The organism is Demequina soli (assembly GCF_000971195.1).
Lineage (GTDB): Bacteria > Actinomycetota > Actinomycetes > Actinomycetales > Demequinaceae > Demequina > Demequina soli.
Window position 1 is genome coordinate 490264 of sequence record NZ_BBLZ01000003.1, and the last position, 21891, is coordinate 512154.

The 21891-nt window shown below is 73.1% G+C and carries 28 protein-coding genes; 17 read left to right on the forward strand and 11 right to left on the reverse strand.

Annotated features, from left to right (window positions below):
• Window positions 1–2: 2 nt before the first annotated feature.
• Both AOM04_RS08890 and AOM04_RS08895 read right to left on the reverse strand, forming a co-directional pair.
• Window positions 3–1565 (reverse strand): ABC transporter substrate-binding protein, encoded by a 1563-nt coding sequence (locus AOM04_RS08890; protein WP_062464395.1) that lies wholly within the window; start codon window positions 1563–1565, stop codon window positions 3–5.
• Between the two features lie 27 nt (window positions 1566–1592).
• Window positions 1593–2282, reverse strand: a complete 690-nt coding sequence (locus AOM04_RS08895; RefSeq protein WP_062464396.1) for a tyrosine-protein phosphatase — start codon at window positions 2280–2282, stop codon at window positions 1593–1595.
• 134 nt (window positions 2283–2416) lie between these two features.
• Between AOM04_RS08895 and AOM04_RS08900 the strand changes: the two genes are divergently transcribed.
• The gene (locus tag AOM04_RS08900; protein ID WP_062464397.1) at window positions 2417–3043 is read left to right on the forward strand and encodes a TetR/AcrR family transcriptional regulator; all 627 of its coding nucleotides are present in this window, start codon (window positions 2417–2419) and stop codon (window positions 3041–3043) included.
• A gap of 4 nt (window positions 3044–3047) precedes the next feature.
• On the opposite strand, the gene AOM04_RS08905 is transcribed toward AOM04_RS08900, so the two are convergent.
• The 3 genes from AOM04_RS08905 to AOM04_RS08915 all read right to left on the reverse strand — a co-directional run bounded on the left by AOM04_RS08905 (window position 3048) and on the right by AOM04_RS08915 (window position 6406).
• Complete coding sequence (locus tag AOM04_RS08905; protein WP_062464398.1) at window positions 3048–3782, reverse strand: HAD family hydrolase; 735 nt, start codon at window positions 3780–3782, stop codon at window positions 3048–3050.
• A gap of 296 nt (window positions 3783–4078) precedes the next feature.
• On the reverse strand, window positions 4079–5560 hold the full coding sequence (gltX, locus tag AOM04_RS08910; protein ID WP_062464399.1) for a glutamate--tRNA ligase: 1482 nt from the start codon (window positions 5558–5560) through the stop codon (window positions 4079–4081).
• A gap of 63 nt (window positions 5561–5623) precedes the next feature.
• The gene (locus AOM04_RS08915; protein ID WP_062464400.1) at window positions 5624–6406 is read right to left on the reverse strand and encodes a fumarylacetoacetate hydrolase family protein; all 783 of its coding nucleotides are present in this window, start codon (window positions 6404–6406) and stop codon (window positions 5624–5626) included.
• An 82-nt stretch (window positions 6407–6488) separates the two neighbouring features.
• Here AOM04_RS08915 and AOM04_RS08920 point away from each other — a divergent pair, with 82 nt between their 5' ends.
• The 8 genes from AOM04_RS08920 to AOM04_RS08955 all read left to right on the forward strand — a co-directional run bounded on the left by AOM04_RS08920 (window position 6489) and on the right by AOM04_RS08955 (window position 12045).
• Window positions 6489–6974, forward strand: a complete 486-nt coding sequence (locus AOM04_RS08920) for a ClbS/DfsB family four-helix bundle protein (RefSeq protein WP_062464401.1) — start codon at window positions 6489–6491, stop codon at window positions 6972–6974.
• Window positions 6971–8014, forward strand: a complete 1044-nt coding sequence (locus AOM04_RS08925; RefSeq protein WP_062464402.1) for a heparan-alpha-glucosaminide N-acetyltransferase domain-containing protein — start codon at window positions 6971–6973, stop codon at window positions 8012–8014. The genes AOM04_RS08920 and AOM04_RS08925 overlap by 4 nt, the downstream gene beginning before the upstream one ends.
• Complete coding sequence (locus AOM04_RS08930; RefSeq protein WP_082104520.1) at window positions 8011–8955, forward strand: prenyltransferase/squalene oxidase repeat-containing protein; 945 nt, start codon at window positions 8011–8013, stop codon at window positions 8953–8955. The genes AOM04_RS08925 and AOM04_RS08930 overlap by 4 nt, the downstream gene beginning before the upstream one ends.
• Before the next feature lie 121 nt (window positions 8956–9076).
• On the forward strand, window positions 9077–9481 hold the full coding sequence (locus tag AOM04_RS08935; RefSeq protein WP_062464403.1) for a hypothetical protein: 405 nt from the start codon (window positions 9077–9079) through the stop codon (window positions 9479–9481).
• A 14-nt stretch (window positions 9482–9495) separates the two neighbouring features.
• Window positions 9496–9924, forward strand: coding sequence for a hypothetical protein (locus tag AOM04_RS08940; protein WP_062464404.1), 429 nt, complete (start codon window positions 9496–9498; stop codon window positions 9922–9924).
• 37 nt (window positions 9925–9961) lie between these two features.
• Complete coding sequence (locus AOM04_RS08945; RefSeq protein ID WP_062464405.1) at window positions 9962–10558, forward strand: RNA polymerase sigma factor; 597 nt, start codon at window positions 9962–9964, stop codon at window positions 10556–10558.
• Window positions 10551–11300 carry a hypothetical protein gene (locus AOM04_RS14565; RefSeq protein WP_062464406.1) on the forward strand — a complete coding sequence of 250 codons (750 nt, stop codon included), beginning with the start codon at window positions 10551–10553 and terminating at the stop codon, window positions 11298–11300. Before AOM04_RS08945 ends, AOM04_RS14565 begins: the two co-directional genes overlap by 8 nt.
• A 22-nt stretch (window positions 11301–11322) precedes the next feature.
• Window positions 11323–12045 carry a hypothetical protein gene (locus AOM04_RS08955; protein WP_062464407.1) on the forward strand — a complete coding sequence of 241 codons (723 nt, stop codon included), beginning with the start codon at window positions 11323–11325 and terminating at the stop codon, window positions 12043–12045.
• Between the two features lie 18 nt (window positions 12046–12063).
• On the opposite strand, the gene AOM04_RS08960 is transcribed toward AOM04_RS08955, so the two are convergent.
• A complete protein-coding gene (locus AOM04_RS08960) occupies window positions 12064–12960 on the reverse strand; it encodes an EamA family transporter (RefSeq protein ID WP_062464408.1) in 897 nt (298 codons plus the stop codon).
• Window positions 12961–13029: 69 nt separating this feature from the next.
• Here AOM04_RS08960 and AOM04_RS08965 point away from each other — a divergent pair, with 69 nt between their 5' ends.
• Complete coding sequence (locus AOM04_RS08965) at window positions 13030–13896, forward strand: hypothetical protein (protein ID WP_062464409.1); 867 nt, start codon at window positions 13030–13032, stop codon at window positions 13894–13896.
• Between the two features lie 18 nt (window positions 13897–13914).
• Here AOM04_RS08965 and AOM04_RS08970 read toward each other — a convergent pair whose 3' ends face one another.
• The 5 genes from AOM04_RS08970 to rnhA form a co-directional block, all read right to left on the reverse strand.
• On the reverse strand, window positions 13915–14556 hold the full coding sequence (locus tag AOM04_RS08970) for an alpha/beta hydrolase (RefSeq protein ID WP_062464410.1): 642 nt from the start codon (window positions 14554–14556) through the stop codon (window positions 13915–13917).
• Window positions 14553–15467: a VOC family protein gene (locus tag AOM04_RS08975; RefSeq protein WP_062464411.1), complete on the reverse strand. Its 915-nt coding sequence runs from the start codon at window positions 15465–15467 to the stop codon at window positions 14553–14555. Before AOM04_RS08975 ends, AOM04_RS08970 begins: the two co-directional genes overlap by 4 nt.
• Before the next feature lie 105 nt (window positions 15468–15572).
• Window positions 15573–16976: an aldehyde dehydrogenase family protein gene (locus AOM04_RS08980; RefSeq protein ID WP_062464412.1), complete on the reverse strand. Its 1404-nt coding sequence runs from the start codon at window positions 16974–16976 to the stop codon at window positions 15573–15575.
• Between the two features lie 43 nt (window positions 16977–17019).
• Complete coding sequence (locus AOM04_RS08985; RefSeq protein WP_062464413.1) at window positions 17020–18021, reverse strand: adenosine deaminase; 1002 nt, start codon at window positions 18019–18021, stop codon at window positions 17020–17022.
• Window positions 18018–18464, reverse strand: a complete 447-nt coding sequence (rnhA, locus tag AOM04_RS08990) for a ribonuclease HI (protein ID WP_062464414.1) — start codon at window positions 18462–18464, stop codon at window positions 18018–18020. Before rnhA ends, AOM04_RS08985 begins: the two co-directional genes overlap by 4 nt.
• Window positions 18465–18529: 65 nt before the next feature.
• Between rnhA and ybaK the strand changes: the two genes are divergently transcribed.
• From ybaK to AOM04_RS09020, 7 genes are all read left to right on the forward strand, one after another.
• The gene (gene ybaK / locus AOM04_RS08995; protein WP_062464415.1) at window positions 18530–19030 is read left to right on the forward strand and encodes a Cys-tRNA(Pro) deacylase; all 501 of its coding nucleotides are present in this window, start codon (window positions 18530–18532) and stop codon (window positions 19028–19030) included.
• Complete coding sequence (locus AOM04_RS09000; protein ID WP_062464416.1) at window positions 19030–19764, forward strand: YggS family pyridoxal phosphate-dependent enzyme; 735 nt, start codon at window positions 19030–19032, stop codon at window positions 19762–19764. The genes ybaK and AOM04_RS09000 overlap by 1 nt, the downstream gene beginning before the upstream one ends.
• A 149-nt stretch (window positions 19765–19913) precedes the next feature.
• Complete coding sequence (locus AOM04_RS14570; protein ID WP_156160671.1) at window positions 19914–20078, forward strand: hypothetical protein; 165 nt, start codon at window positions 19914–19916, stop codon at window positions 20076–20078.
• On the forward strand, window positions 20075–20266 hold the full coding sequence (locus AOM04_RS09005; protein ID WP_062464417.1) for a helix-turn-helix transcriptional regulator: 192 nt from the start codon (window positions 20075–20077) through the stop codon (window positions 20264–20266). Before AOM04_RS14570 ends, AOM04_RS09005 begins: the two co-directional genes overlap by 4 nt.
• Window positions 20256–20663, forward strand: a complete 408-nt coding sequence (locus AOM04_RS09010) for a hypothetical protein (RefSeq protein ID WP_062464418.1) — start codon at window positions 20256–20258, stop codon at window positions 20661–20663. Before AOM04_RS09005 ends, AOM04_RS09010 begins: the two co-directional genes overlap by 11 nt.
• Window positions 20664–20754: 91 nt before the next feature.
• Window positions 20755–21096 carry a YciI family protein gene (locus AOM04_RS09015; RefSeq protein ID WP_062464419.1) on the forward strand — a complete coding sequence of 114 codons (342 nt, stop codon included), beginning with the start codon at window positions 20755–20757 and terminating at the stop codon, window positions 21094–21096.
• A gap of 73 nt (window positions 21097–21169) precedes the next feature.
• Window positions 21170–21889, forward strand: a complete 720-nt coding sequence (locus AOM04_RS09020) for a VIT1/CCC1 transporter family protein (protein ID WP_156160672.1) — start codon at window positions 21170–21172, stop codon at window positions 21887–21889.
• The last annotated feature ends 2 nt before the right edge of the window (window positions 21890–21891 follow it).

Consider the following 21891-nt stretch of genomic DNA (forward strand, 5'->3'; position numbering starts at 1 on the left):
CATTACGCGGCGTGCCACATCAGACGGGTCTGGATGGACACCTGCGGGCGGTTCGTGAAGTCCTCGACGCCCTGGAGGGTCTCGGGGTTGTAGATCACGCCCGCGAGGTTCTCGGTGTACATCACCAGCGGGGCCTCGTCCCACACCTGGGCCGCGATCGAGTTGAGGAGCACGCCGCGTGCGTCGTGGTCGGTCTCCCCCGCGAGCTCGGCGAGCTGCGCATCGACGTCGGCGTTCGAGTAGCCCATGAAGTTGGCGAGGCCGCCGGTGCCCACGAGCATCGACAGGTTGGTGTCGATGTTGCCGAACAGCGAGGTGGTGAAGTCGAGCATCTGGTAGTCGCCCGAGTACAGCGCGGCGCCCCACGTCGCCATGTCCGAGGACTGGATCGTCATGGTGATGCCGACCTCGGCGAGCATCTGCTGCATCGCCTCGGCCCGCGCCTTGGCCTCGCCGCGACCGTCGGTCAGGTACGAGAACTCGAAGCCGCCGATCTTGTCGACGATCGCCTTGGCCGCCGCCGGGTCGTACGCCGGCTGCGGGTCGGTGATGTCGTAGCCCGACGTGCTCTGCAGGACGCTCGTCGAGACGGCGCCCGTGCCGTCGTTCGCGACGGCCAGCAGCGCCTGGGGGTCGATCGCGAGCTCGACCGCCTTGCGCGCCTCGACGTCGTCGAACGGGGCCGCGTGCGAGTTGAACAGGCCGAACGACGTCGCCGAGTGGCCGGTGGCGGAGACGAGCCCGTCGCCCTCGGCGCCCGTGAACTGGCTGGGGACCTCGGACCAGATGGCGTCGACCGCGCCGGAGACCAGCGACTGGTAGCGCGAGTCCGCGTCAGGCAGGACCTTGAACTCGACGGTGTCGGCGTGTGCCGCCTCACCCCAGTAGTCGGCACGCTTGGTCATGGTGATGCCGGTACCCGCCGAGTACGCCGTGGTGACGTACGGGCCCGAGCCGAGCGGGAAGCCGAACTCGTCCTGCGCGGTGGTCGAGGCGATCTGGCCCAGGTCACGCGTGAAGTACTGCGGGAACGACGCGTTGGGCGCGACGAGGGTGAACCTCACCTGAGTGTCGGACACGGGCTCCATGGCGGCGATCGTGGCGACCGTGGCGCGGGACGCCGAGGTCTCCTCGGCACCCTCGCGGGTGATGTGGGAGATCACGGCGGTGGCGTCGAGCGGGCTGCCGTCGGAGAAGGTGACGCCGTCGCGCAGCGTGAGCAGCCACTCCGACGACGTGTCGTCGGTCGCCTCGAAGGACTCGGCGAGGAACGGCACGAGGTCGCCGTTCTCGTCGTACTGCATGAGCGCGTCGAAGATCGAGTTCGCGACCGACTGGACGGTCTGGGAGGAGATCGCGCCCGAGGCCGGGTCGAGCGAGGTGATGTCGCGGTCGAGGCCGTAGACGATCGTGCCGCCGTCGACCGGCTGCGCGACCGCGGACTCGGCGGCGGAGGCGGACCGGCTGGCGCCGTCGCCCGGCTCGGCGGTCGAGCAGGCGGCGAGCGTGATCGCGAGGCCCGCGGTGAGCGCGCCGATGCCGGCGAGCTTCAGGGTGGAGTGCATCGTGACGTGTTCCTTCTCTTAGGGGGTCTAGCGGGTGGTGAGGGACAGCGAGAGGTGGTCGAGGGTCGCGGCGCTGGCACCGCCCTGCTCGAGGTAGCGGCGGGTGCCGCCGTGCTGGTCGATGACGTCGAGGGCACGCGCAAGGTCCTCGACGTCCACGTCGAAGGGCATGCGGTCGAGCATCTCGGCGGAGATGATCCCGGCCTCGACCATGGCGTCGGACAGGCCGGCGCCCTGGTCGTTGGTGCGGCGGTAGTCCTCGAGGATGTCCTCGCGCGACCATCCCGCGAGGTCATGGAGCATCGCCGACACCAGGCCCGTGCGATCGCGGCCTCCCGCGCAGGCGACGAGCACGTCGCCCTCGGCCTCCGCGACGGCGGTGACGACGCGGGCGAAGCCGGCCTGGGCCCTCGCGACCATCTGGATGTACATCGCGCCGAAGTCGATCTCGGTGATGTCGTACGCGTGGGTGCCCGGCTTGACCGCGGCCGCGCCGGGGACCAGGTCGATGTGCACGCGGGTCCAGCCCTCGCCCAGCCATGCGGCGTCGACGCGCTCGTGCTCGCTGCGCAGGTCGATCCAGCAGACGTCGGCGGGCGGGTCGCTCAGCTCGGGGGTGCGGAACTCGGGAGCGGCGGAGCGGACGATGCGCTTGTCGCCGATCGTCATGATCGGACGGGCATTGAAGGCCCAGGTCAGGGCGGGTTCGTGGTGCATGTCGCCGACTATGGCGAAGTGACATGACTGCCATTTGACAGAAGTGCCACGAAATGACGAACCTTGGGTGACGAGCCGGTGAACTCGCCCACGGATGTTCACCAGGCGGTACGTACGTGGGGAAACAATGGCCTATGACCAGCGAGACCACCGCGATCGACCCCTATGCCACCACCCTGCGCGACAGGAAGAAGGTGATGGCCTACCTGGCGATCCAGCGGGCGGGCACCGAGCTCATCGGCGAGCAGGGGCTCGCCGACACCACGATCGAGCAGATCGCCGACCGCGCGGGTGTCTCGCCGCGCACGTTCCACCGCTATTTCCGCACCAAGGAGGCGGTGCTGTTCTCGCGCATCGCCTACGGCGAGCTTCCGCGCGCCTTCGCCGCGGCGCTGCGGGACATGGACCCGTTGACGGCGGTCAAGATGGTGCTCGTCGAACCGCCGGACGCTGCGGGCGACGGGCAGCGACGCGCCCGGCACCAGCTGCGCGCGTCGCTGATGGACGTGCCGGCGGTGCGGCGGTTCGCGGTCGAGTCGTCCAACGAGGTGGCCGAGGGCATCCGCCGCGAGACGATCGAGCACTTCGCAGGCGAGTCCGACGCGGCCCTCTGCGGAGAGCTGCTGGCGGCACTCGTGCGGTACATGATGCTCGCGGGCTATTCCGGCGATGCCGTGCCCGAGGACATCTACGACCGCTGGGCGCGTGCGATGGGCTCGCTCGCCACCTCGTGGGAGGCGAGCGCCGCGCGCGACGCCTGACGCGCTACAACCCCAGCACCGCCGGCAGGTCGGCGAGCGACGCGACCCGCACGAGGCCGTCGCGCGGCTCCCCCTCGCCGCACAGCCCGTCGGCGTCGCGCGAGTGCGCGCCGGGGCGCTCGATCCACACGCCCAAACCCAGCCCGGCCTGCACGGCGCCCAGCGGGTCGACGTCGAACTCGTCGCCCACGTACGCGACCTGCTCCGGCGGGATCCCGAGCCGCTCGCATGCGAGCGCGAACACGCGCGGATCCGGCTTGCCGACGCCGAGCTCGTCGACGCCGACGAGCATCGGCATGCGCGACAGCCCGCACGCGGCGAGCTTCATCACCTGGTAGTCGTGGGCCGCGTTGGACAGGCCGCCGTACGGCAGCCCGGCGGCGTCGAGCGCGTCGAGCGCGGGCGCGGCGTCCGGGTGCGCGGCCCAGCCGTCCTGGAAGTGGCGCTCGAAGGCGCCGTCCCACGCGTCGTAGGCCTCGGCGTCGAGGAAGGGCCCGCCGAACAGGGCGTGGAGGTCGTTGGCGCGGCGATGGCGCTGCTCGCGGTGGCTGATCTCACCGCGCGTGTGGGCGCGGTACCAGCCGTTGACGTCCTCGCGCCACACGCGCAGCAGCGCGTCGTGGTCGACGTCGCCCAGGTAGTCGACCGCGACCGACGCGAGCGCGTGGCGGAACGCCCCGCGGGTGTCGACGAGGGTGTCGTCGACGTCGAACAGGACTCCGCGGATCTCAGGCGCCATGCGCGCCAGCCTAGGCTCCCGCTCCCCCGGGTCGGGACGCTCAGTCCTCAAGAATCCGGCTCGATCGCGATCTCGGGACGCTCAGTCCTCGCCCGGCTGCGAGCCGGGCGAGAGCGCGCCCGCGGCCGGGCGAGAGCGCGCCCGCGGCCGGGCGAGAGCGCGCCCGCGGCCGGGCGAGAGCGCGCCCGCGGCCGGGCGAGAGCGCGCCCCGCGGCCGGGCCAGGCGCGGAGGACTGAGCGTCCCGAAACGGAGCGAAACGCCGAGAACCGAGGACTGAGCGTCCCGAACCGCAGGGTCAGAGGGAAGCGCGCAGGCTGCGCAGGCGCGCCAGCGCGTGGTCCTTGCCCAGGATCTCCATGGACTCGAACAGCGGCGGCGACACGAGGCGGCCGGTGACGGCGACTCGCAGCGGGCCGAACGCGAAGCGCGGCTTGATGCCCATCTCGTCGACCAGCTTCACGCGAAGCGCCTCCTGCTGCGCCTCGGGCGAGAAGTCCTCGAGGCCCTCGAGCACCTCGATCGACGCATCGAGGATGTCCGCGGCGTTCTCCGGGAGCTTGGCGAGGGCGGCCTCCTCGACCACCAGCGCATCGTCCCCCACGAACAGGAAGCCGAGCATGCCCGGCGCCTCGCCCAGCAGCGTCATGCGGGTCTGCACCAGCGGGACGGCCTCGGCGAGGATCTGCTCCTCGTTCGGGGTGAGGTTCTGCACGTCGGCGGAGGACAGCAGCCCGGCGGCGTGGAGGTACGGCACCACGCGCGTGGCGAACTCGCCCACCGGCAGCATGCGCATGTGCTCGGCGTTGATCGCCTCGGCCTTCTTGAGGTCGAAGCGCGCGGGGTTGGGGTTGACGTTCGCGATGTCGAACGCCTCGATCATCTCGGACACGGTGAACACGTCGCGGTCGGGACCGATCGACCAGCCCAGCAGCGCGAGGTAGTTGAGGAGCCCCTCGGGCAGGAAGCCGCGGTCGCGGTGGTGGAACAGGTTCGACTCGGGGTCGCGCTTGGAGAGCTTCTTGGTGCCCTCGCCGAGCACCATCGGCATGTGCGCGTAGGCCGGCACGGCGTCCGCGATGCCCAGCTCGACCATCGCGCGCCACAGCACCACCTGGCGGGGCGTGGAGGACAGCAGGTCCTCGCCGCGGAGCACGTGGGTGATCTTCATGAGCGCGTCGTCGACGGGGTTGACGAGCGTGTAGAGCGGGACACCGTTGGCGCGCACGATCGCGTAGTCCGGCACCGTGCCGGCGGGGAAGATCACCTCGCCGCGGATGAGGTCCTGGATGGTGATGTCCTCGTCGGGCATGCGCATGCGCAGCACGGGCTCGCGTCCCTCCGCACGGAACGCCGCCTTCTGCTCGTCAGTGAGGTCGCGGTCGAAGCCGTCGTAGCCGAGCTTCGGGTTGCGGCCGGCCGCGACGTGGCGCGCCTCGATCTCCTCGGGCGTCGAGAAGGACTCGTACGCGTAGCCGCCCTCGACCAGCTTCTCCACCACCTCGGCGTGGAGGTCGTGGCGCTGCGACTGGCGGTACGGGCCGTAGGGGCCGCCGATCTCGGGGCCCTCGTCGTAGTCGATGCCCATCCAGCTCATCGCGTCGAGCAGCATCTCATAGCTCTCCTGCGAGTCGCGCTCGGCGTCGGTGTCCTCGATGCGGAACACCATGTCCCCGCCGGTGTGACGGGCGTACGCCCAGTTGAACAGCGCCGTGCGGACCATGCCCACGTGGGGCAGGCCGGTGGGCGACGGGGAGAAGCGGACGCGGACCTTGCTCATATGAACTTCCTTGGGACGGGACGATGCGGGGGTGGGCGGCGCACGGTCGCGCCGGGGGCGCCGCTAGGAGCGCCGGATGACGGGGTTGCGCAGGACGCCGATGTCCTCGACCTCGACCTCGACCACGTCGCCGTGGTTGATCGTGGTGACGCCGGCGGGCGTGCCGGTGAGGATGACGTCGCCGGGCAGCAGCGTGGTGACCTCGGACACGAGCGACACGACGGTCGCGACGTCCGTGATCATGTCGCCGGTGTGGCCGTTCTGGACCTCGGCGCCGTTGATCCGGCCGACGACGCGGACGTCGTCGTGCGCGAGCTCGGTCTCGATCCACGGTCCGAGCGGCAGCGACGTGTCGAACGCCTTGCCGCGGAACCACTGCTTCTCCTGGCGCTGGACGTCGCGCGCCGTGACGTCGTTGGCGCACGTGTAGCCGTAGATGTACTGCTCGGCGTTCTCCGGGGAGACGTCCTTGCACACGCGCGAGATGACGATCGCGAGCTCCGCCTCGAGCTGGACGTCCTCCGCGTAGTGCGGCAGGACGATCGGGTCGTCCGGACCCACCACGGCGGTGTTGGGCTTGAGGAACAGCAGCGGCAGGTCGTCGACCTCGTTGCCCAGCTCCTTGGCGTGCTCGGCGTAGTTGCGGCCCAGGCAGACCACCTTGGAGCGGGGGATGACGGGCGCGAGCAGGCGGACCTCGTCGGTCAGCTTGATCCGCTCGCCGGTGACGGTGCCCGGGGTGTACATCGGGTCGCCGGTGAGGACCACGAGCTCCTCGGCCCCCGCCTCCCCGTCGACGATCGCGTACCTGGGCTCGGATCCGGTGGTGAAACGGGCGATGCGCATGGGCTCCAGCCTAGTGGTTCGAGGGTGGCGCGCCCGTTGCCGGCCCTCTTGTCCGTCGGACCCGGTGCCTACGATGGGCGGCATGGGAGAGGCAGCCGACCGCATCGTCGCGAGCGCCGAGGAAGGCCTCGCCCGCCTGCTCGCCCGCACCGACGCAGCGCCCGATGCCGACATCTCCGCCGTGGAGCGCGACCACCGCGTCGCCGACGTGCTCGCCCACCTGCACGCGTGGCACGTCCTGCTCACCGGATGGGTCGCGGAGGACGCCGCCGGCCGCACCCCCGCCTACCCCGCCGAGGGCTACACGTGGGCCACGCTCGGCGAGCTCAACGCGGCCCTCCACGACGCGCATCGTCACCTCTCCTACGACGACGCCCGCGCCGCGCTGGTCGCGTCCCACGGCCAGGCGGTCGCGACCGTGCGCGCGGTGGACGATGCGCGGCTCACCTCCCCCGACGCGTTCCCCTGGCTCGGGGGCGACCGGCTCGCGTCCGTCGCGCACGAGTGCCTGGGCGGCCACTACATCTGGGCGATGGGCCTGCTCGACCGCGCCGGGGTGCCCGCGTGACCGCCGCGCGCGTCGCGGGGCTGGACGTGGCGCGCGGCCTCGCGGTGCTCGGGATGGTCGCGGCGCACGTGGGGGCCGACGGCGAGCGCGGCGACGGCGAGCCGTGGCCGTGGCTCGTCGCGGCGCACGGGCGCCCGTCGGCGCTGTTCGCGGTGCTCGCGGGGGTGACGATGTCGCTCATGCTCGCGCACGCCGGCGGCCGGCACGATGCGCGGGCCGTCCGCCGCACGCGGGCCCGGGTGGCCACGCGGGCGGGGCTGCTCGTGCTCCTGGGCGGCATCCTCGTGACGCTCTCGACGGGGGTCGACATCATCCTGGTCAACCTGGGCCTCATGATGCTCATGGCGCTCCCCCTGCTGCGGGCGCCGTCGTGGGTGCTGCTCGCCGGCGCGGGCCTCGCGCTCGCCGTCGGCCGGGTCGTCGTGCTCGCCGTGCGCCCCGACGGGTGGTGGGAGACCATGCCCGTCGTCGGGCGGCTGTGGAGCCTCCACTACCCCGCGCTCGCGTGGATCGGCTACGTACTCCTCGGCGTCGCGGTCGGGCGGCTCGCGCTGACGTCAGGCCGTGTCCAGGCATGGCTGGCGGCCGCCGGCCTGAGCGTGGCGCTCGCGACGGTCACGGTGAGCCTCGTCGCGGGCGGCGGTGAGGTCACCGGGCTGGTCGCGCACTCCTACACGCCGGTCGAGATGACGCACAACGCGGGTGTCGCGGTCGCGGTCATCGCGGCGTGCTGCTGGGCCGCTCCGCGCGCGCGGACCCTGCTGAGCCCCGTCGAGGCGCTGGGATCGATGGCGCTGACCGCGTACACGGTGCAGGTGATCGTGATCGCATTCGTGGGCTCGGCGATGGTCTACGAGCCGTCGAACGTCGCGCTCGTGGCGCTCGAGGCGGCGCTGCTCGCGGGCGCGTGGGCGTGGAGGCGGGTCGGGCTCGGCCAGGGCCCGCTCGAGCGGGTCCTCACCGTCGCCTCCGATGCCGCCGGCGACTCCGCCGTGCGCGGCATGCCCACGAGCCCGTCGCCCAGGGAGGTCCCGGCGTGAGCGTCGCCGACTGGCTCATGGCCGGCGATCCCGCGATCCGCTGGCAGACGATGCGCGACCTCCTCGACGCCGACCCCATCGAGGTGGTCGACGAGCGCGCCCGCGTCGCCCGCGAGGGCTGGGGCGCCCGCCTGCTGTCGCTGCAGCGCGAGGATGGCAGCTGGGCCGGCGGCGCCTGGTACCCCTCACTCGACGACGAGCCCGCCGAGGGCCAGCCGTGGACCTCGACCGCGCACGTGCTGCTGCTCCTCACCCTGATGGGCGCGGACCCCGACGCGCACCCCGTGCGCGAGGCGGCCGAGCGCGCGTTCGCCTCGGTGCGGTGGGAGGACGGCGACCAACCGTTCCTCGACGGCGAGAGCGAGGCGTGCTCGCTGTCGACGGCGATCTCGATCGGCGCGTACTTCGGCCACGACATGACCGCGCCCGTCGGAAGGCTCGTCGGGGACCGCCGCGACGACGGCGGCTGGAACTGCGAGCCCCCATGGCGATCCCGCAGGTCGAGCTTCCACTCGACCATCGGCGCGCTCGAGGCCCTCACCGCGCATCGCCGCCAGCACGGCGCGCTGCCGCCGTTCGCGGGCCAGTGCCTCGAGGACGGCCAGGACTACCTGCTCGCGCGCAGGCTCATGTTCCGCCGCACCACGGGCGAGGTCGTGGACCCGGCCTACCAGCGCTTCTCCTTCCCCACCTACTGGCACTACGACGTGCTGCGCGCGCTCGAGCACCTGCGCGAGTCCGGCGCGGAGCCCGATGCGAGGGCCGGCGAGGCGATCGACATGCTGCGCGCGCGGCGCTCGTCGGTCGGCACGTGGTCGCTCGAGAACACGCACCGCGGGAAGGTGCCGTTCGTGATGGAGCACGGCGACGGGCGGCCCTCGCGGTGGAACACGCTGCGGGCGCTGCGCGTGCTGCGCTGGTGGGAGGAGGGCGCGCGCTAGGCGCGTTATCCACAGAAGCCGCCCCGCCCTTCCACGCCGCGCCACTCGGAGCAAAGGTGCTGTTCAGGCCGCGACGCGGCCTCGGAGACATCCGCCGAAGCCTCGAGCAAGGACCGCTCGCATGCGCACCTCAACCCTCCGATGGCGAGCCCTCCTCGTCGTGCTGGCGCTGCTCGCCGGCGCGACGGGATGCCGGTCGATCGAGATCTCGCCGCCGATCTCCAGCTGCCACCACTACGTGGCGCCGTCGCACTACGGCAGCTTCACCATCCAGCAACGCACCCGCGGCGCCTCGCTGCAGTGGGGCACTTACCCCAATGCGGCCTACTCGGGGACCAGGTACGAGGTCGAAGTCTTCGTCGGCGGCAAGCGTTACGATGCCAAGGTTCAGTACTACGCGCCTCACGGCAGCGTCGCCGCGGCCACCGCGCGCCGGGCCAGTGGTGCGATCCTTCGGATCTCGGGCACGGTGCACCGATCCGGCACCACCGTGCTCGTGTTCACGATGCAATGTCGGATCATGTGAAGCGGATCAGGGCGATGGAATCTCTGCGGTCCTTCTCGGACGACCTCTCGCGCGACGTCGCGACGTCGGGCCTCGCACTCGAGCTGTCCCTTTACGACCCGCGCCGACGCGAGTGGATCCTCGGCGACGGGGACGCCCCCGAGGCCTTCGGCACGGACGGGTTCGTCATGGTGCTGCCCGGGCGCGCCAAGTCCATCGGCGCCCGATCCGATGGCGGCCCCGACCTGGTGGAGCTGGTGAGCGAGGTCCAGGACTGGGTCGTCGACGAGCTGGGGCGCGGGTGGCCGGAGCTCGTGTCACCCGACGGTGCGTTCGCGGGACTCCTCGAGCCGGGCATCGTCGCCGGCGAGACCGTCTGGCGCTCCCCCGGCGCGACGCCGGTAGCGGTCGGCGACCTCCCGCACGCCCCGATCGGGGAGTCCGCCGCAGGCCCGCGCGGCTGACACGTAACCTTCCCGCCCGTGCCGGACACTCCTGGTTGTGAGCGCATCGGGGGGCGACGAGGCGAGGCTGTGGGACGCGGCGCGCGCCGGTGACGGCGACGCCCTCGCACAGATCTTCGACCTGCACGGCCAGCGCGTCTACCGGCACGCGCTGCGGCTCCTCGGCGACCGGCACGATGCGGAGGACGCCTCGGCGATCGCCTTCCTCGAGCTGTGGAGGGTGCGGGCTCGGGTACGGGTGGTCGACGGCAGCGTGCTCGCCTGGCTGCTCGTCACCACCACGAACGCGGCGCGCAACGTGCGACGCAGCGGGCGCCGCTACCGCGCCCTGATCGCCGCGTTGCCCCGCGAGGCACCCGCCGAGTCGGCGGCGGACCGCGCGGAGTTCGACGGGGCGGTGCTGGACCACGTCGACCCCCGACTCGCCGAGGCGCTGCGCGCCCTGCCGTCCGGCACGGCCGCCCTCGTCGCCCTGACCGTGCTCGAGGGGTGCTCGGTCGCGGAGGCGGCCGCAGCGACCGGCCTGTCCGTGGGAGCGGCGAAGACGCGGCTGTCCCGGGCCCGGGCGACACTGCGCGACGCGCTGCCCGACCTCGACCCCGCCGGAGACGCGCAGGAGGCACGCCATGGCTGACGTGATGGACCCGGTCTTCGCGGCGGGGCTGCGACGCGCGCTGGTCGAGGCGACCGCGCCGCGGCGGCGCTGGGCGCGCGGCGGGCGGCGGTGGATCGTCGGCGGCGCAGCGCTGCTCGTCGTGGTCGGGACCGGCGCGGCCGCCGCGCAGCTGCTGGCCCTGCCCGGAGGCGAGGTCGCGACCAACGTGGCCGGAGCGGTCGAGGCGACCGGCACCGGAAACGGGGCGCTCCGCCTCGGCGCGGCGCCGGCTGACGCCGAGGGCGTCTCGTTCGACTTCGACTGCCTCTCCGCCGGGAACTTCGTGATCGGCTCGATGGGCACCACCGTCCGGTGCACCGCGGCGGACATCGACGCGGGCACCTCGCACACGAGCGGGAAGCTGCGCCTCGAGGAGCTCACCGACGGCGAGATCACCGTGAGGACCATCCCGGGTGCACGCTGGACGATGTCGGCGGCGTACGTCTCCCTCGAGCCCGTGCCCCTCGCGACGAACGCGAACGGCGAGACCTACGGCACCGACGCGTTCGGCGCCGACCCCGACCTGATCGCCGCCATCGCGACCAACGGGAGCGCCGGCTACATCCGCCGGGAGGACCTCGATGCGGCGACCGGCGCGGACCCCTCGACCCCGGAGGAGGCGCTCGCGCGGCAGGAGGCGCACGAGTCGGGGACCACGACGATCCCGGTCTACGAGTTGGATGGCGTCACGGCGATCGGGGAGTTCCGGATCGGCGGCTGACCAGGGGTGTTACGGTCGCGGCATGGACTCGGACGGACGCGGACCGCGGACCCGCCTCGCCGCCTGGTGGGACCGCCTCACGCACGGGCCGGCGCCGGCCCGAACCGAGCTGCGCCTGGACGACGAGTCGCAGGCGTGGCCCGGCATCTCGCGGGACCTCTCCACGGTTCGCCACCTCGCGCTCGAGTCGACGCAGACCGTGAGCCGCGTGCTGCTCCCCCATCGCGAGGGCGCTGCGTGGTCCGACCTCGCCGCGCGGGTGGGCGTGGCGCTGACCGCCGAGGTCGCACTGGACGAACTCGACCACGACCAGAACTACTCGTTCGGAGACGTCGACGCGGAGACGTGCCGACGGCTCGTCGCGGCCATCCGCGACGTCGGGCTGCGCGAGGACGTCGACCTCATCGGATGGTGCGTCTACGCGGACGAGGACGCTTGGGCTGCGCTGGGCGCGCGACGCATCCCGGAATCGCCCGCGGGCGTGCGGTGGGAGGACGGCGTCCACGCGCGCGCGCGCGGACTCACGCTCGACGCGCTCGTGAGCTTTGCCGGACCGCACGCGCCGCGCTTCCCCGTCGCCGTGATCCCGGCGGATGGCAGCTACCTCATCGCCGCGCCCGGCTACTCGGACTCGCTGTACGTCTCGGGCCCGGGCGCTCTCGCCGCGTCGCTGCGGGACCACGGCCTCGAGGCCCTGCCGCTCGAGCACGGGCTCGACGGGCCGCTCGTGTCCAGCCACGACTGACCGGCACCGCACGCCGGGTCAGGCGGGCGAGGGCGGGATCGCCGCATCGTCCACCGTCTCGACGCGGGCCGGCCGCGGCGCCGTGCGCACCGCACCGACGCCGGCGACCGTGACGAGCACGATGCCCAGCGCGACGGTCACCGTCATCGCCTGGCCCAGCAGCGCCAGGCCGGTGAGGGCCGCGAGCGCGGGGGCGAGCGCCATGAGGATGCCGAAGGTCTCGGCACGCATGTGCCGCAGCGCGGAGATCTCGATGCCGTACGGGATCGCCGAGGACAGCACCGCGACCGCGAGTCCCAGGGCGAGGATGCGCGGGTCGAGCAGCGCGCCGCCGACCGTCGCGAGCGCGGCCGGCACCGTAAGGATGGCGCCGACGCTCGTGGCGAGCGCGAGCCCCGTGAGGCCCGGCATCGCGGCGCCGGCGGCGCGCGCCATGAGGATGTAGACCGCCCACAGCGCGGCCGCACCGGCGGCGAAGGCGACGCCCACGAGGTCGAGGCCGTGCGCGGTGCCGCCCAGCAGCACCACTCCGGCCGCCGCGATCAGCGCCCACACCAGTCCGCGCAGGCTATGGCTCGCGATCACGCTGAGCGTGAGCGGGCCGAGCACCTCGATGGTGACGGCGATGCCGAGCGGGATGCGCGCGATCGCCAGGTAGAACAGCGCGTTCATCACGCCGAGCGCCAGGCCGTACCCCAGGACGATGCGCCAGTGCGCGCGCACGGCCCCGCGCAGGGTCCGCCGCGCGATGACGAGCATGATCACCGCGGTGAAGAGCAGGCGCAGCGCCACCATGCCGACCGGGCCGGCCTGCGGGAACACCATCACCGCGACGGCGGCGCCCGCCTCCTGGCACAGCAGGCCCACGAGGACCAGGAACGGCGCGAGGGCGGCGGCGCGGGAGTCGTGGGGCACGGGACAAGAGTGGCAGGTCGGCGGGTGCCGCTGAACGCGGCGTTCCGCGCGCGGGTGACAATGGACGCCATGACCATCCTCGGCTCCCCCACGCTCGCGCGCGCGGAGTGGCAGCCGCTCGCGGACGCCCATGCCCAGGCCGCCGACGCCCTCACCGCGGGCCACCGCGAGCGCCGGGCGCGCGGCGAGAGCCACGCGATCGAGGACTTCCTGTTCGAGTACTACGCGACCCGCCCGGCGCACCTGCGGCGCTGGCATCCCGGTCCCGGCGTGGTGCTCGAGGATGCGCCCGAGCACGCCGGGTGGCGCTTCTACCGGACCGATGCGGGTCGCACCCAGGTGCATGTCCCGGCCTTCATGGAGGCGCGCGGGACCGCTGTGGACCACATCGGCCGGCTGCTGCGCGCGACCGCCGACCGTCCGGCGCGGCTCGGCTGCTTCGGCCTGCACGAGTGGGCGATGGCCTACCGCGCCGGGGACGACATCCGGCATCCCCTGCCGCTGCGCCTGGGCCAGGCGGGGACCGATGCGGTGGTCGAGTCCCACCCGATCGCCTGCTCCCACTTCGACGCGTTCCGCTTCTTCACACCGGACGCCGTCCCGCTCAACCGGCTGCAGCCCACGCGCGAGACGCAGGTCGCGCTCGAGCAGCCCGGCTGCCTCCACGCGACCATGGACCTGTACAAGTGGGCGGCCAAGCTCGCCCCGGTCATCCCGTCGAGCCTTCAGCTCGAGGCGTTCGCGCTCGCGCTCGAGGTGCGCCGGGTCGACATGCAGGCCTCGCCCTACGACGTCTCGGCGTACGGCCTCGAGGCGATCGCGGTCGAGACGGCCGAGGGCAAGCGCGAGTACGCGACGCGGCAGCGCGACTTCGCGGCACGGGGAGCGGCACTGCGCGCCCGCCTCATCGAGGCGATCGACACGATCGGCGCCTGACCCGCAACGCGCGCCGGGTCAGCCCGCCGGCTCCACGACCGGGACCACCGAGGCGAGGAACGCGCGCACGTCCGCGAGCTCGGCCGCGTCGATCCCGTGCGCGAGCCCGGGATACACGCGCTCGTCGAGCGCGGAGTGCCCCGGCAGGAAGGCCGCGGTCCGCTCGATGGCGTGCGGCGCGATCACCAGGTCCTCGGCACCGCGGCCCCAGAACACGGGCACCGGGGAGGCCGCGAGGGCAGCGTCGCCCGGCTGGGGCGCGCCCAGCACGAACCCGCCGAGCACCACGGCCGCGGGGACGCGCTCGGGCCGGGTGCGCAGCAGCTGGCTCGCCATGAGGCCGCCCTGGGAGAAGCCCAGCGGCACCACGCGCGCGTCCGCGCCGAGCTGCGCGTCGATCCAGGCCCAGATCGCCTCGGTCGCCTCGACCACGGGCGCCTCGTCCGGACTGCCGGGCCGCACGATGGGGAACCACGCGGCGCCGACGCCCGCGGCGATGGGCCCGCGCAGCGACGCCCACGGCATGCGCGCGCCCAGGTGCGGCACCAGACCCACGAGGTCGCCCTCGTGGGAGCCGAACCCGTGCAGCAGCACCAGCACGGGGGACGATGCGTCGGCGGGCTCCGGCGTCGACCGCAGCGCCGTGGCGATCACGGTCATCGCGCGAGCAGCTCGTCGGTCGACAGGTCGGGCAGCGCGAGGGTGACCTGCGTGCCCCACGGGTCGGTCACCGTGACGGAGCGACCGTCCGCGGCGAACGGGATGCGCCGCTCGCTCAGGCGCACGCCCAGCGCGTCGAGGTCCGCGCGCGACGGCACGGTGATGGACACGTCGCCCAGGCCCAGGCTCGCGGCGCGCGGGCCGGCCCCGCGGCTGTTCCACACGTTCATCGCGATGTGGTGGTGGTAGCCGCCGGCCGAGGCGAACAGCGCGCCCGGGTAGTCGGCCTGCGTGGTCTCGAATCCGAGCGCGTCGACGTAGAAATCCCTCGCCGTCGCGACGTCGCCCACCTGCAGGTGGACGTGGCCCACGGCGCCGGCCAGCGACGGCCCCGCCGCGACGGTCTCCTCGGTGAGGTGACGCTGGAGGTAGAGGTTGGGGTCGAGGTAGATCGTGTCCATCGCGATCGCGTTGCCCACGCGGCGCCACGTGGCGCGGGGACGGTCGGTGTACAGCTCGACGCCGTTGCCCTCGGGATCGGTGAAGTAGAACGCCTCGCTCACCAGGTGGTCGCTCGAGCCGGCGAAGCGGCTGCGCGGGTCCTGCGCGGCGCGGTAGACGGTCGCCGCGAGGCTCTCCGGGGTGTCGAACAGGAAGGCGGTGTGGAACAGCCCCGCCTGCCGCGGGTCGACGCCGGGCAGGTCCGGCGTGTGGATGAGGCGCACGAGCGGCGTCTCGCCGCGGCCGAGCACGCGATGGACCTCGCGCCCCCGGACCGCCTCCTCGAGCGGCGCCATCGCGAACGCCTGGGTGTAGTAGCCCGACATCCCCTCGAGGTCGCCGACCCGGAGCGTCACCGCTCCCATCGACGTGTCCGCGCTCAAGATGCGATCGGTGACCTGTGGTGCCATGTCGTCGTTCCTCCACGATGCCCGGCGCCCCGTGCGGGCGGCTCTGCCCACCACCCTAGCCCAATTTAGTTGTATCTACAAGTTATTTGGCGTCGGGCGTTCCGGCTACCGGCCCAGCTGGATCCAGATCGTCTTCTCGCGGGTCCACTGGTGGAACGCGGCGAGCGACTTCTCCGCACCGCCGAACCCCGACTGCCCCCACCCGCCGAAGGGCACCGTGAGGTCGCCCTCGCTGTACGCCCCGACCGACACGATCCCGGCCTGGACGCCGCGGGCCACCGCCAGCGCATCGTCCACGTTCTTGGTCCACACGGAGGCCGCGAGGCCGTAGTCGACGGCGTTGGCGAGCGCGATCGCCTCGTCGCGCGTCGCGAACGTCTGGACCGTGACGACGGGGCCGAAGATCTCGGTCGTGAGGATCGGGTCGCCCGCGGCGAGGCCCGTGAGCACGGTCGGGGCGAGGTAGCGCCCGCCCTCGCGCACCGCGACCTCGCCTCCCCCGGCGACCGCGACGGCACCCCGGGAGACGGCGCCCTCGATCGCGGCGACGATGCGGTCGGCGGCGGCGTCGTTGATGACCGGGCCGATCTGCGTGGCCGGGTCGGCGGGGTCGCCCACCACGAGCGCGGTGGCCGCCGCCGCGAGCCGCGCGACCACCTCGTCCGCGATGGACTCGTGCACGAGGGTCCGCGAGCCCGCGGTGCAGTTCTGGCCCGCCGTGAGGAACGCCGCCTCGACGAGGCCGTCGACGAGCGCGTCGCCGAACGCGAGCGCGTCCGCCATGACGATCTGGGGGCTCTTGCCGCCCATCTCGAGGCTCACGCGCTTGAGGTTGGTGCGCGCGGCGGTCGCGAGGATCTCGCGACCCGTCCGGGTCGAGCCGGTGAAGGACAGGGCGCCGATGCGCGGGTCGGCCGCGAGCGCGGCGCCCGTCGTCGGGCCGTCGCCGGTGACGACGCGCAGGACCCCCGCGGGGATGCCGGCCTCGAGCGCGAGCGCCTCGACGTGGAGCACGGAACGGGGCGTCGCGTCGGCGGGCTTGAGGAGGAGGCAGTTGCCGGCCGCGAGCGCGGGGCCGATCTTCCACGCGGCCATCGCGAGCGGGTAGTTCCACGGCAGGATCGCCGCGACCACCCCGAACGGCTCACGCTCCGTGAACGCGAGGATGTCGGGCGCGGTGGCCGGGACGGCGCCGGCGAGCTTGTCGGCAGCCTCGGCGAACCAGCGGATCGACTCGATCGCGCCGGGCACGTCGTTCGCGAGGCACTCCGCGATGGGCTTGCCCGCGTCCTCCATGTCGAGGCGTGCGAGGGTGCCCGCGTCGCGCTCCATGAGGTCCGCGAGCCGCACCAGCGCGGCAGCCCGCTCGCGCGGGGCGAGGCCCGACCACACGGCGGAGTCGAACACGCGCTGGGCGTCCTCGGTGTGACGCGCGACCTCGTCGGCGCTCGTGAGGGGGACGGTGGCAAGGTGCGACCCGTCGGCGGGATTGATGATCTCGAGGCTCACGCGGGCAATGTATCGCCCCTGGTGCGCGGCCGCGCGGACGCGCTCAGCGGGTGGCGGCCTCGAGCGCGGCGAGCAGCTCGGCCTTGCGCGCGTCGGACGCGAAGGACGCCTCGATCGAGTTCCGCGCGAGCAGCACCGCCTCGGCGTCGGTGAGCGCGAGCGCGGCGTAGTTGTCGCCCACGTAGCCGCCGAAATAGGCCGGGTCGTCGGAGTTCACGGTCGCGACCACGCCCGCGTCGAGCAGGGCACGGATCGGGTGGGCCTCGATGGCGTCGACGGCGCGCAGGCGCACGTTGGACAGCGGGCACACGGTCAGCGGGATCCGCTCGCGCGCGAGTCGCTCTACCAGCGCCGGGTCCTCGAGGCAGCGGATGCCGTGGTCGATCCGCTCGACGCCCAGGACGTCGAGCGACTCGGTGACGTACGCGGCCGGGCCCTCCTCGCCCGCATGCGCGACGCGGCGCAGGCCCAGCTCGGCGGCGCGCGCGTAGACCTCGGCGAACAGGTGCGGCGGGTAGCCGACCTCGGCCGAGTCGAGCCCCACGCCTATGAGGTCGCCGGCACGATGCGCGACGGACTCGAGGACCGCGCGCGCGGAGTCGACCGGCAGGTCGCGCACGAAGCATAGGATCAGCCCGCCCGTCATGCCGTACCTGACCCGCGCATCGTCCAGCGCGTCGCGAAGCCCGTCGATCACGGTGTCGACGTCGATCCCGTTGCCCAGGTGAACCTGGGGGTCGAAGAACATCTCGACGTGACGGACTCCGTCCGCGTGGGCGCGCGCGAGGTACGCGGCCGCGAGGTCGGCGAAGTCCTTGCGCGTGCGCAGCACCGCCATGCACGCGTAGTACAGGTCCAGGAAGGACTGCAGGTCGGTGAAGTCGTAGCGCGCCCGCAGGTCCTCCACCGACGCGAAGGGCAGGGCGACGCCGTTGCGCTGCGCGAGCGCGAACGCGAGCTGCGGCTCGAGCGTGCCCTCGACGTGGAGGTGGAGCTCGGCCTTGGGCAGGGCGCGGATCGCGTCGAGGCCGATGCCGCCGGTCATCGCGCGGCCGCCGCGCCCTTGTTGGCGAGCTCGTCGGCCTTCTCGTTGCCGGGGTCGCCCGCGTGCCCCTTCACCCACACCCAGGTGATGTCGTGGCGCTGGAGCTGCTCGTCCAGCGCCTGCCACAGCTCGACGTTCTTCACGGGCTTCTTGTCGGCGGTCCTCCAGCCGTTGCGCTTCCAACCCTTCATCCAGGTCATCGCGCCGTTCTTCACGTACTGCGAGTCGACGTGGAGGGTCACGTCGCAGCGGCGGTTGAGCGCCTTGAGGCCCTCGATGACCGCGGTGAGCTCCATGCGGTTGTTGGTGGTGACCTTCTCGCCGCCGAAGAGCTCGCGCTCGTGGCCGCCGGACCTCATCCACACGCCCCAGCCGCCCACGCCGGGGTTGCCCTTGCAGGCGCCATCGGTCCACATCTGCACGTCGGTCAGGGTCTCGGTCATCCGGAAACCGTACCCGGGCGCGGCCCGTCGCGAGACCGCGCCGCCGCATCGTCCACAATGTCTGCATGTCCCGCAAGCACACCGCCTCAGGCGCGACGCCCGCCGTCCACGCCCTCAACGAGGCAGGCGTGCCCCACACGGTCCACCCGTACGACCACGACCCGGCCTCGGACCTCTCCTACGGCCTCGAGGCCGCGGCGGCGCTGGGCGTCGACCCGGACCAGGTGTTCAAGACCCTGTGCGCCCACGTCGACGGGCAGCTGGCGGTGGGGATCGTGCCGGTGAGCGGCATGCTCGACCTCAAGGCCCTCGCGCACGCGCTCGGCGGCAAGCGGGCAGAGATGGCGCCGCCCGCCGAGGCCGAGCGCGCGACCGGCTACGTGGTGGGAGGCATCTCGCCCATCGGCCAGCGCCGCGCCCTGCCGACCGCGATCGACGAGACCGTCGAGCTGTGGGACACCGTCTACGTGTCGGGCGGGAGGCGGGGCCTCGACATCGGCCTCGCGCCCGCCGACCTCATCGCCGTGACCCGCGCGGTCACCGCCCCGATCGCGAAGGACTCCTGATGGACCTCTCCCCCACCCCCGCCGGCTGGGACCTCGCCGCCGCGCTCGCCGACGTCAAGGCGCGCGTCCACCTCGCCGAGGCCGCCTCGGGGCGCGCGGGCTCCGGCGTGCGCGTGCTCGTCGCGACCAAGACGTGGGACGCCGATGCGGCGGCCGCGGTGGTCCGCGCCGGCGGCACCCTCGTGGGCGAGTCGCGCATGCAGGAGCTCGACGCCAAGGGCGAGGCGCTCGAGGCGGCGGGCGCGCACGTCCACGTGATCGGCCAGCTGCAGCGCAACAAGGCGGCGACCGCGGTGCGCTTCGCGGAGTGCGTGCAGACCATCGACTCCGCGCGCCTGGCCGAGCGGCTGTCGCGGCTGTGCCTCGAGGCCGAGCGCGAGATGGACGTGATGATCCAGGTCAACGTGTCAGGCGAGGAGTCCAAGGCGGGCGTCCACCCCGACGAGGCGCTCGCCATCGCGTCCGCCGTGCAGGCGCTGCCCGCCCTCACCGTGACGGGCTTCATGACCATCGGCCTCCACTCCCCCGCCGAGGCCGAGGTCCGCGAGGGGTACGCCCGGCTGCGCGAGATCCGCGACCAGGCGCTGATCCGCTCCGAGCGCGGCTCGGCGGGGCTCACGTCCGCGTGGGAGCTGTCGATGGGCATGTCGCAGGACCTCGAGTGGGCGATCGCCGAAGGCGCGACGATGGTGCGCGTGGGCACCGCGGTGATGGGCCGGCGCGAGCTGCCGTAGCGCGACCCACCACTCTGGGACGCTCAGCACTCCCGGATCCTTGAGGACCCCCGCTCCCGGGACGCCCACCTCCGCTGTCAAGCACCCTTGACACGCACGCCGATGTCAAGCATCCTTGTCATGTCAAGGTCGTTTGACACGGAGGAGCCATGAACCGCAGCCGCACGCTCGCCGTCGCGCTCGTCGTCGCCGCCACCCTCGCGATGCTCGTCGCTCGAGGCCTCGCCACGGGCGCCTGGCCGCACCTCGCGGTGCTCACCACCCTCGCGCTGAGCCTCGGCGCCCTCGCCCTCACCCCGGCGCCCCGCCGATGAGGAACTCCGTCCGCGAGCTGCGCGAGACCGCCGGGCTGTCGCAGGCCGGCCTCGCGGCGGAGCTCGGCGTGTCCCGGCAAACCGTCAACTCCATCGAGACCGGCCGCTACGACCCGTCGCTGCCCCTCGCGATCGCCATCGCCCGCCGCTTCACCACCACCGTCGAGGAGATCTTCCATGTCGACTGACACCACCACGCTGCTCCCGCGGATCGCCGCCGTCGGCGCCTCGACCCTCGCGGTCGGCGCGCTCGCGACCGTCGCCTCGCTGACGGGCTACGACTCCCTCGCGAAGGGCGCCGTGATCGGAGGTGCGGCGTCCATCCTCGCGATGCTGGTCCTGTTCCGGCTCGGCACCCGAGGCGGCGTCGCCGGCCGGGTGTTCTCCGGACGCGCCGACGAGCGGGACTCCCGCATCGTCACGGCCGCGTTCGCCGACGCGGCGATGGCGATGACCCTCGCGACGATCGGCTCGCTCGTCGGCAGCTTCTACGGGCTGCCCGCGATCGGGGTCGCGGGCATCGTGCTGTGGGTGGGGCTCGCCACCGTGCTGGTGAGCGCCGCCGTCCGCGCGCGCCGCAGCTGAGCGCCCCACCCGCGCCAGCCGGCCGCCGCGCCACCTCGCGCCGCGCGCCCGCGCGGGTGACACTGGGGAGGTTGCGCCGAGAGGAGCCCCGATGCCGCACTTCCACCTCGCGATGTACTACGAGCAGATCTCAGGCGAGGTCCCCGACGACCTCCCGCAGATCATGGCGGAGGTCGACGCTCTCAACGAGGAGATGCACGACGCGGGCGCCTGGGTCACCGGCGCCGGCTTCGCCCCCGCCCCCGACGCGCGCGTGGTCGTGAGCGGCCCCGAGGGCGGCGAGACCACCGTCGGCCCGTTCCTCGACACCCCTCTCCACCAGGGCGGGTTCTGGATCGTCGACGCGCCCACCATGGGCGACGCGATCGTGTGGGCGGAGAAGGCCAGCCGCGCCCTGCGGCTGCCCGTCGAGGTGCGCGAGATCAACGGCTGAGGGTCCGCCCGGAAAGTTAGGGAAGGTTTCACTCGCTGGCGGGACCAGGTGATTCGTTCCTACCCTGGTACCCGTGACACAGCCCGACACGCACCCCACCGCATCGTTCCCCGACGAGGAGGCCGTCTCCGGCCGCCTCAACGCGCTCCGTGCGGGGGTGCTCGGCGCCAACGACGGCATCGTGTCGATCGCCGCCCTGCTCGTCGGCGTCGTCGCCGCCACCAACGACGCGACGGTCATCCTCACCACCGCGCTGGCCGGCATCGCCGCGGGCGCGCTGTCGATGGGCGTCGGCGAGTACGTGTCCGTGTCGAGCCAGCGCGACGCCGAGAAGGCGCAGCTCGAGCGCGAGAAGGTCTGGCACGACAGCCGCCCCGAGTGGGAGCTCGACCAGCTCACGCGCCTTCACATGGAGACGGGCATGTCCGAGGACACGGCGCGCCGCGCGGCCGTCGAGCAGACCGCTCACGATCCCCTCGCGGCGCACGCCCGCGCCCACCTGGGAATCGACCCCGAAGAGCTGGTGAACCCCTGGCACGCGGCGTTCGCGTCGCTGTGCGCGTTCACGCTCGGCGGCATCTTCCCGCTGCTCACCGCGGTGCTCGCGCCCGACTCGCTCAAGGTGGTGCTGACGTTCGCGGTCGTGATCGTCGCGCTCGCCGTGTCGGGCACGGTGTCGGCCCGGCTCGGTCACGCCCCGCGCCTGCGCGCGATCGTGCGTAACGTGCTCGGCGGCTCCCTGGCGATGCTCATCACGTACGGCATCGGCTCGTTCGCCGGCACCGCGCTCTAGGG